We start from the raw sequence: 7,004 nt of genomic DNA, 5'->3' as shown, positions 1-7,004 counted from the left end.
TATTGGTAAAGCTGCAAAAAGAATTCACCAACAATCAAGACGCATTATTAACCAGCATAAATAATATAGACACAGTAAGTAATGAACTTACTGCGTTTCTCGCTTTAATGGGGCCTGCTCCAGAACCAGTAGATGAAAATCGAATACACGGTTATGTAGCGGTATATTATTGGAACCCTGGTTATTCCCCTAACAAAGTAATATTTGATTTGGCTATATCCACAGGTGAAATCAATCTTATTCAAAATACAGTACTCCAAGAAAAATTGAGAATTTGGTCAGCCTTGATTAACTCAAAGAACTCAATGGAATCTAGCATTGTGAAACAGCAAGACACTTATTCGAAGAGTTGGACAAATTATCACCCATGGAAAAGTTCGATTAAACAAACCGGAGAAATGCCAAATGTAGGCCCAAGCAATTTTCCGTTTAATCAAACAAAACTTCTATCAACACTCGAGTTAGAAAACGCTGTTTCAATGAAATTAATATTGGTGCATATGCACAAAAAATTATTAAGGCAGATTAGTGACCTACAGCAGGAGATCATTGCTCTTCTACCTAATGTCAAACATGAGAATCAACCCAAAACAGAATAACATGAAGGATTTGCGCAATTATTAGCCAATCATTAAATAATTTTATTAAATCTTTCTTGAAGTTGGCACTCTAGTGATGACAAGCCATAAAAAACTGCTTATACTGCGCGTCGTTTTCAAGTTGACTCAGTTCTGAATTGACTTGAAAAAGTTCAAAAAGTGGCCCCTTAGCTCAGTTGGTTAGAGCATACGACTCATAATCGTCAGGTCCCCTGTTCGAGTCAGGGAGGGGCCACCACTTTTACTTCCTCATCCCTTTAAAATCAAGGACCTCAGGAATTAAAGTAAACTTTTTTACACCTTTTTTTACACCTTTTTTTACACCCCAATACGCTAACACTGTTCACTCCATGTGTCGATCATTCCCTGTTTTACACGTATAAAATTTGGACAAGACCTTTTGATCAGCCTCACCATTTTATTTTTTAGCTGTGTGATTTTTGATAGAGATAAATCTTCATATGCTTTAGCAACATTACTTGTAGCGCGTCCCGCTCCCTTTTCTTTCTGATTGAACGTCGCTCCTACAGATAACATAAGTCCATCATAAAGATCTCGCAAACGGTGCTGGGTAAATGAGCTAATGTCCTTGTACTTCGCTCGATATAACTCGGTGTTTTTATCTAGCGAGTCTAAATCGGATAATAAAAGGCTTCTCACTCTATCAAACTGAGCATCATAGTTGGCAATTGTCTGATCTCTATTTGTTCGGCTTTCAAACAAATATTTTGCCTTGCCCTTTCTATCTTTCGTTGTCCAGTCCTGTAAGGTTAAAAACTGCTGATAACGACTTAGAATTGTAGTCAACTCGTTGGGATATACGTAGACCCCTAGTTTCCTATTCTTATGTTGATGGTGCTCTACAGTAGAGGTGAGGTTTTCAAAATTAATATTATGCCACTGTTGGTGATTGGAGTTTGACTTACGGGTCTGTACCGTTAATTGCATAATGAGGCTTAAACATAGTTCAAGGTACCCAAGCTCAAAAGCTTTACCAAGGAAAGCATCAAATGTACTTATCTTTGGCATTTCTTTATCTGTTTTATCGGAATAAGCACGATCCTCAGGTCTAACCAAAGTCTGAACATCAATTTCTATATTTGACGCGTCTCTCGCTTGGTTAATTGAAGAATTGATTATTTTATGAAGTTCAAGGCTATCACTTGGAGATCTGTCGGGATGAGATACGAAAAGGAAATCTCTGAGGAAATCTTCTCGACAATAAGCAGCCAGCTTTCCATTGCCTTTCTCACCTGAAAAATAGCGTTTTTTTAACCTGATAACCTTAACCTTGTGTTCCTTGGAGCTTCTATCTGCATACCAATCAAGTAATTGAGTAAAAGTTTCCAGTTTTAAAGCCGTTTCACCCAGCAGGAAACGCTTATCTTGCCACGGGAGACCTTGCGCCCTACGCATTAAATAACGCTCATGCACTGTTTTTATCGTTTTAATATCACCGTCTGTAAAAACATGGTCTTTTGGATACGATAGAACGTTTATAGAACCGCCGTTATTACTTATGCGAATCCGAATAGTTTTTCCTTTGCGGCAGGCCGTAATATACATATTTTTAAACCCATTTATTCTTTTAGGCTTTTCACCGTAGTAGAAATCCTGAACGAAATTTCTCAAATATGTATCTGAATCAAAACTATCATTAGTCACTTCGAGCCTATAACAGCTGTCTTTTTTTGAAATCTCTCTATCGTTTGATGTGTCAGAATTAGCAGCTGCAATATTGGTTACCGCTGAAGGTAAAATGTTATTGGCACTTTGGGCACTAGCTCTAACGTCATCAGTGTTAGATAGCGTGTCTATTTCTGGGACTAGTGCAGGGTTTAACAGCGAACTTTTTGGATCACTATCGTTTGAGTTTTCCAGTGAAGAGTTTGATTCAAAAGCTTTTTTATAAAAAGCCTTACCAATCTCTTTCAAATCCTCTTTCGTCGAGCAACCCAGCTCTATAGCCAAATCCAATACACACTGAATTATTTCTTTTCTTTCCAAGCACAGATCGCTAACGCTTGCAGGTTGAAGCGTCTCTTGCGGCTGAATAATGGAAGTCTCTAGGTGCATTGGATTAATTTCAATTCAACAGCTAAGGGCTAGCTAAGATTGATCCCCTGTGAGCAACGTTCGAGTAAATATTTTAGAGTTGATAAATTCATCCCTCTATCCAATTTTGAGCGCAACAATCCCTGCCCTAAAATGAGCGAAAAATGAATTACTGAGCTATCAGTTAAATTTTAATTAGCGAAAAGCTGATCTGCCCCCCCTGAAACAAGTTCAAAGATGTGGGCTACGTTGCCTAGCTGTTAATGTTTGTGTTGATGTATAGTGAAGAGTAATGACTATCCACAATACAATCGGCGATACAAATTTTCATTTGTGATCTCCAGTCTCTATTTGAGGTTGGTTAAGCCTCATTAAATTTAATTGCACTTGTCACCAAACTAGGTTTCAAGTTGACTGTTTTGTGGTGGTGTGAAGTCAGGTGGTTAGTCCCGACTCACATACTATACAACACAACCTTAAAAATCACAACAAAAATATTTGACAAAACCAAAGAATTATGATTCAAATCCTTTGCTTGCCTTCAGATTGTCTGTTGACTCAATGGTGTAGGCTTCACATATTTTCATCAATTGCAGAATATATGTACTTCGCCTTGACTTGTCACAATGGTAAAAATATCACCAAATAACTTCCAGTCATGTGCGATACGACCATAGTCTATATAGGGGGCAATATGGCTTGGTGTGTTGGTTGTTTCACCTGTTAACTGTTCAGCGTATGCGGCTAGCGAAGTAAAACAGCCATGATACCGTTCGTTCATCGCTTCTGTTGCTTCTTCTGTACTCTGGTAATATTTATAAAGCTCTACGCCTAACAAGCCGCATTCGGCTATATACAAGGCTTTTTCACGTACCTGCGGAATGAATTCATACTCTCGGATATCCATACCCCAAAAGCCTTCATGATCATGGATTGCCAATTCTTCGGCATCTTGTGCGGGCGAGTTTTTAAGCATGTTGCTAATGTCTTCTCTGATTTGCTCGATATCCTGTGTCGCGTCAATCCATTCACCGAGCAAGTGACCCGCATTGTAAGCGGCTAAACAAGCCACATAGATCTGTGGTTGTACTTCCTAAGTAGTTACTTCGTTGTGAATGACCATGGTCTTTTCATCTTTAATTTCGGTGTTGTAGCTATACGACAGCACGTAGTGCGCGCGTCATGGCTTCTGCCGACTAGGGCGACTAGGCGAGGGTGAAAAATCAGGAAAAATTGCGGAGGATCTACCACAGGTGGAAACCATCATTATTCTTGATTTTGAGCAGGCAAGACTGCTCCCTGTATGTTATTTAATGTAGGGGCGTTGCGGGTGTCCCCGCTTACAAAGGGTGGTGGAAAACACACAACGGTTGTAAGCACCAGAAAATATCCTTATCGCTTCACGAATTTCATATCAATTCAGTTATATCGAGTCTGCTCGATTCCCCATTTTTTATCGTTTGCAAACTGCTGGCAGTTTGGGGAGTTTGAGGGGCTTTGCACTTCAACAAGTCAGGGGAAAGCAATGCAATTGAGAACGTAGTTCGTTGCTTTGCCCTTATCTTGAATAGTCCATATCAATTCAACAACTTGAATTAGTCGGTTTTTAGGGTACGTTGATAACAATAACTAGCGGAAGCATGATCAAGAATTGGACTGTTGTATTTAAGCAAATTCGAAAAGGCCTACAAGGATTTATTAATGCTTGTAATTACCTTGAAGACGAAAATAGAACGTCTCATCAGTATACAAAAATCGTTGTATTGAATGACGCTCGTAAACAAATAATACGAGCGGTAGAAGAGAGAGCGCAGGATCGCGCCGAAAAAAAACTCAAGGGATTACGTTACGTTCATAACTATACGACGTCGATGATGCTGTCATTACCGCGGGATATTCGACAGCCAAAAGATCTAAGAACATGGTCGTTGATGAGCGATTACATCATCACACAAGTTGCGCGTGAATACGGTATCGATAGATATAAATTAAAAGCGCATTGTCATGTTGTTTTGCACGACGAAAGTGCCTCTCCTGATAAAAATTCACACCTAAACATCATGATGTCGAACGTTATTGATAAACAAGTCGTTAAAGAATTTCCGTATAAAAAAACCAGTTACCTGGTTAAAAACGCGTTTAATAGAGTCGTGAAAATTGCGTTAAAAGAATCGAATTACGATTACATGCCTAAACGTAAAAATGTGAAAAATAAGCCTCTGTTTGTGGCAAGAGCTGAAAAAGCTGCCCGTACAATGGCGCTGTATAAACGTTTTGAACAACATGCTAAGCAGTGGTTAAAGGCCGTTCTGGGTACATTCAAAAAGCGACAAGATGAACAACAGCAATTGGCGCAAATAGCGGCGAAAAAATTTGATGATTTTGACGAAGCCGCAGAAAACTCAATAGCTGATGGGGTCTTTGATGATGTAGCGCAGATTGAGGATACCGCCCACATTGAGCCACTAGCCCAGACAACCCGCTATACCAAGCGAAAACGACGAAGACGCAAGAGAAACAACTGATTTGACACAGTATTCCTGAGTGTTATTTGTGAGGTATGAATATAAAATATATTGAGAAACAGGCACTCAAAATTTGTCTGAAACTGGGTTACGATGATATTCAACAGGATATTCTGAATTACCTGATAAATTTATTCCGTACCTACCCAGAACTTGCTGCTATTCTGGCAGCAAACCCCACACTGAGTATCGATGAAGCGCTTGAAATCATCTACAAAATGGAAGCGTTCGCTAATAAATCAGCAGGTATTGAGTGCACAAAAGCGTTTTTAAACGCTGAAAAGCAGGATTCACTGACACTCATGGCGCTGTTAGTGCTGTATTTATTGGAGATGTTGGCAGAGTCTGAACGTAAGAAAGACATGCGAATAATGGCTGAAAAAAATAGTCCTTTCAGGTTGTCACAAACACCTAATCCGTGGATAAACAATTCTTCTGATACGAAAAACAAAAAAAAGAAAAAAGACCGAAGAGACCCGTAATCGTTATGAATTAATGTCTGTTAATGATTAACGACATCAAATAACTGAATTTGATTTACAACCCAACGCACCTGAGTGTGCGTAAATGCGATTCAAATAGACAAAAAGCTTTATATCGACAGAACTCAGCAGGCTTTCTGTTATTGCCTATGCAGTGCGCATATAATCTTTCGCTGAAATAGCGCGAAGCGCCACGCCGAGTCTTTTCACTTGTAAAAAAGAAGAAATAGTACTTATATAAAAAGACTTTATAGTGGTAATTAGCCTACACCCCTTGCAATGACAGTTTTTAGTGGTTTTCAGCCTCCCCCAGAAAACCCCAAAAAAGACTTGAAACTCCCCCAGAAAACCCCGTAAACTCCATTGCACGACTACTGAAATAATATTTGTGGCGAACCACTGTTATGTCAAAACACTGCCCTGTATCTAGTATACCTGTACCGAATATCTTTATCAGAACAGGAATTTTTGGGTCATTTACCAAAAATGAATTATCACCAGATAAGCACCGCGATGAACAGTTTGTTTATCAGAAGGGTGCAATCGTTACAGTCACTGGCGCAAATCTCAACCTTTCTTATGATTTGCCTCTGCTTATGCTCGCTGTGCATTATTGGAAGTATAAGAACCCAAACCCCAAAACATCAGACAGGAAGGTTAGCGTACCGCTAAACTATTTGATGGGGCTTAGAAAAAGTGAAAAGCCCATACAACATGCAAAAGATTGCACTCCGTTTGTCAATTCAATAAAAAGACTGAAGACAGCACAAATCATCATCGTCGAGAATGACCAAAAAAGTGAAATCATTCAGATGAACTTTCTTGAACCTTCTGATTCACCAGCGCTGAACTATCAGCAAAAATGTCTGGAAATGACTTTTTCTGAAGATTTTGTTAAGTATTACAAAAAGCCACGATGTACTTATATCAATTTTGAAACCTACTTTAAGCTTAGCGATCAACTAAGTCAGGCTTTGTTTCTGTATTTAGAGTCTCAGTCTTATATAGATTTCACATTTAAAAAGCTTTGTGATGTGACGGGGTTAAACGCAACAGGAAGAACCTCCACTGACGCGAAAAAACGAGAAAAACTGGTCGCAGTACTGAAAAAGCTAGCAGAAAATGAGGTGGTTGAAGACTGGTACTTTGAAAAATCAAAGAATCAAACGGCAAAAGGCAATTATCGAATCCTGCCCGTACATCAAGGATATACCCAACAAGAGATAGAAAATATCAGGAAGCTACCATCAAATTTTGGAACAGCTAAATCAAACAAAGACGAGCTTAGGTCAAAAACACGCCCCCAATCTTCCCTCTAATTTCACAGCGTTCGGATTATTGCT

At 39.2% G+C, this 7,004-nt stretch carries 6 protein-coding genes and 1 tRNA gene; 5 read left to right on the top strand and 2 right to left on the bottom strand.

Features of this window, described 5'->3' with window-relative positions; genetic code table 11:
- Positions 1-599: hypothetical protein (locus ACSHXM_RS12760; RefSeq protein ID WP_435689154.1), on the top strand; the 599-nt coding region annotated here is incomplete at its 5' end.
- Between the two features lie 161 nt (positions 600-760).
- Positions 761-837 (top strand) — tRNA-Ile (locus ACSHXM_RS12755).
- A 95-nt stretch (positions 838-932) separates the two neighbouring features.
- Here the strand turns inward: ACSHXM_RS12755 and ACSHXM_RS12750 are convergent.
- A complete protein-coding gene (locus ACSHXM_RS12750) occupies positions 933-2,606 on the bottom strand; it encodes a hypothetical protein (RefSeq protein ID WP_435689153.1) in 1,674 nt (557 codons plus the stop codon).
- Positions 2,607-3,240: 634 nt separating this feature from the next.
- Positions 3,241-3,726, bottom strand: coding sequence for an antirestriction protein ArdA (locus tag ACSHXM_RS12745; RefSeq protein ID WP_435689152.1), 486 nt, complete (start codon positions 3,724-3,726; stop codon positions 3,241-3,243).
- A gap of 568 nt (positions 3,727-4,294) precedes the next feature.
- Here ACSHXM_RS12745 and ACSHXM_RS12740 point away from each other — a divergent pair.
- The 3 genes from ACSHXM_RS12740 (at position 4,295) to ACSHXM_RS12730 (ending at position 6,980) form a co-directional block, all read left to right on the top strand.
- Positions 4,295-5,179, top strand: coding sequence for a hypothetical protein (locus ACSHXM_RS12740; protein WP_435689151.1), 885 nt, complete (start codon positions 4,295-4,297; stop codon positions 5,177-5,179).
- Between the two features lie 35 nt (positions 5,180-5,214).
- Positions 5,215-5,661: a hypothetical protein gene (locus ACSHXM_RS12735; RefSeq protein WP_435689150.1), complete on the top strand. Its 447-nt coding sequence runs from the start codon at positions 5,215-5,217 to the stop codon at positions 5,659-5,661.
- A gap of 404 nt (positions 5,662-6,065) precedes the next feature.
- Positions 6,066-6,980, top strand: coding sequence for a hypothetical protein (locus ACSHXM_RS12730; RefSeq protein ID WP_435689149.1), 915 nt, complete (start codon positions 6,066-6,068; stop codon positions 6,978-6,980).
- Positions 6,981-7,004 lie beyond the last annotated feature (24 nt).

Source organism: Paraglaciecola sp. (assembly GCF_051252315.1).
In the GTDB taxonomy this organism is placed as follows: domain Bacteria; phylum Pseudomonadota; class Gammaproteobacteria; order Enterobacterales; family Alteromonadaceae; genus Paraglaciecola.
Note: the sequence above shows the minus strand (reverse complement) of the source record. Positions and strands in the feature narration are given on the sequence as shown.

Bases quoted from the DNA above. Each gene is read 5' to 3' on its own strand.
- ACSHXM_RS12730 (WP_435689149.1), top strand. From the start codon at position 6,066: ATGTCAAAACACTGCCCTGTATCTAGTATACCTGTACCGAATATCTTT.
- ACSHXM_RS12735 (WP_435689150.1), top strand. From the start codon at position 5,215: ATGAATATAAAATATATTGAGAAACAGGCACTCAAAATTTGTCTGAAA.
- ACSHXM_RS12740 (WP_435689151.1), top strand. From the start codon at position 4,295: ATGATCAAGAATTGGACTGTTGTATTTAAGCAAATTCGAAAAGGCCTA.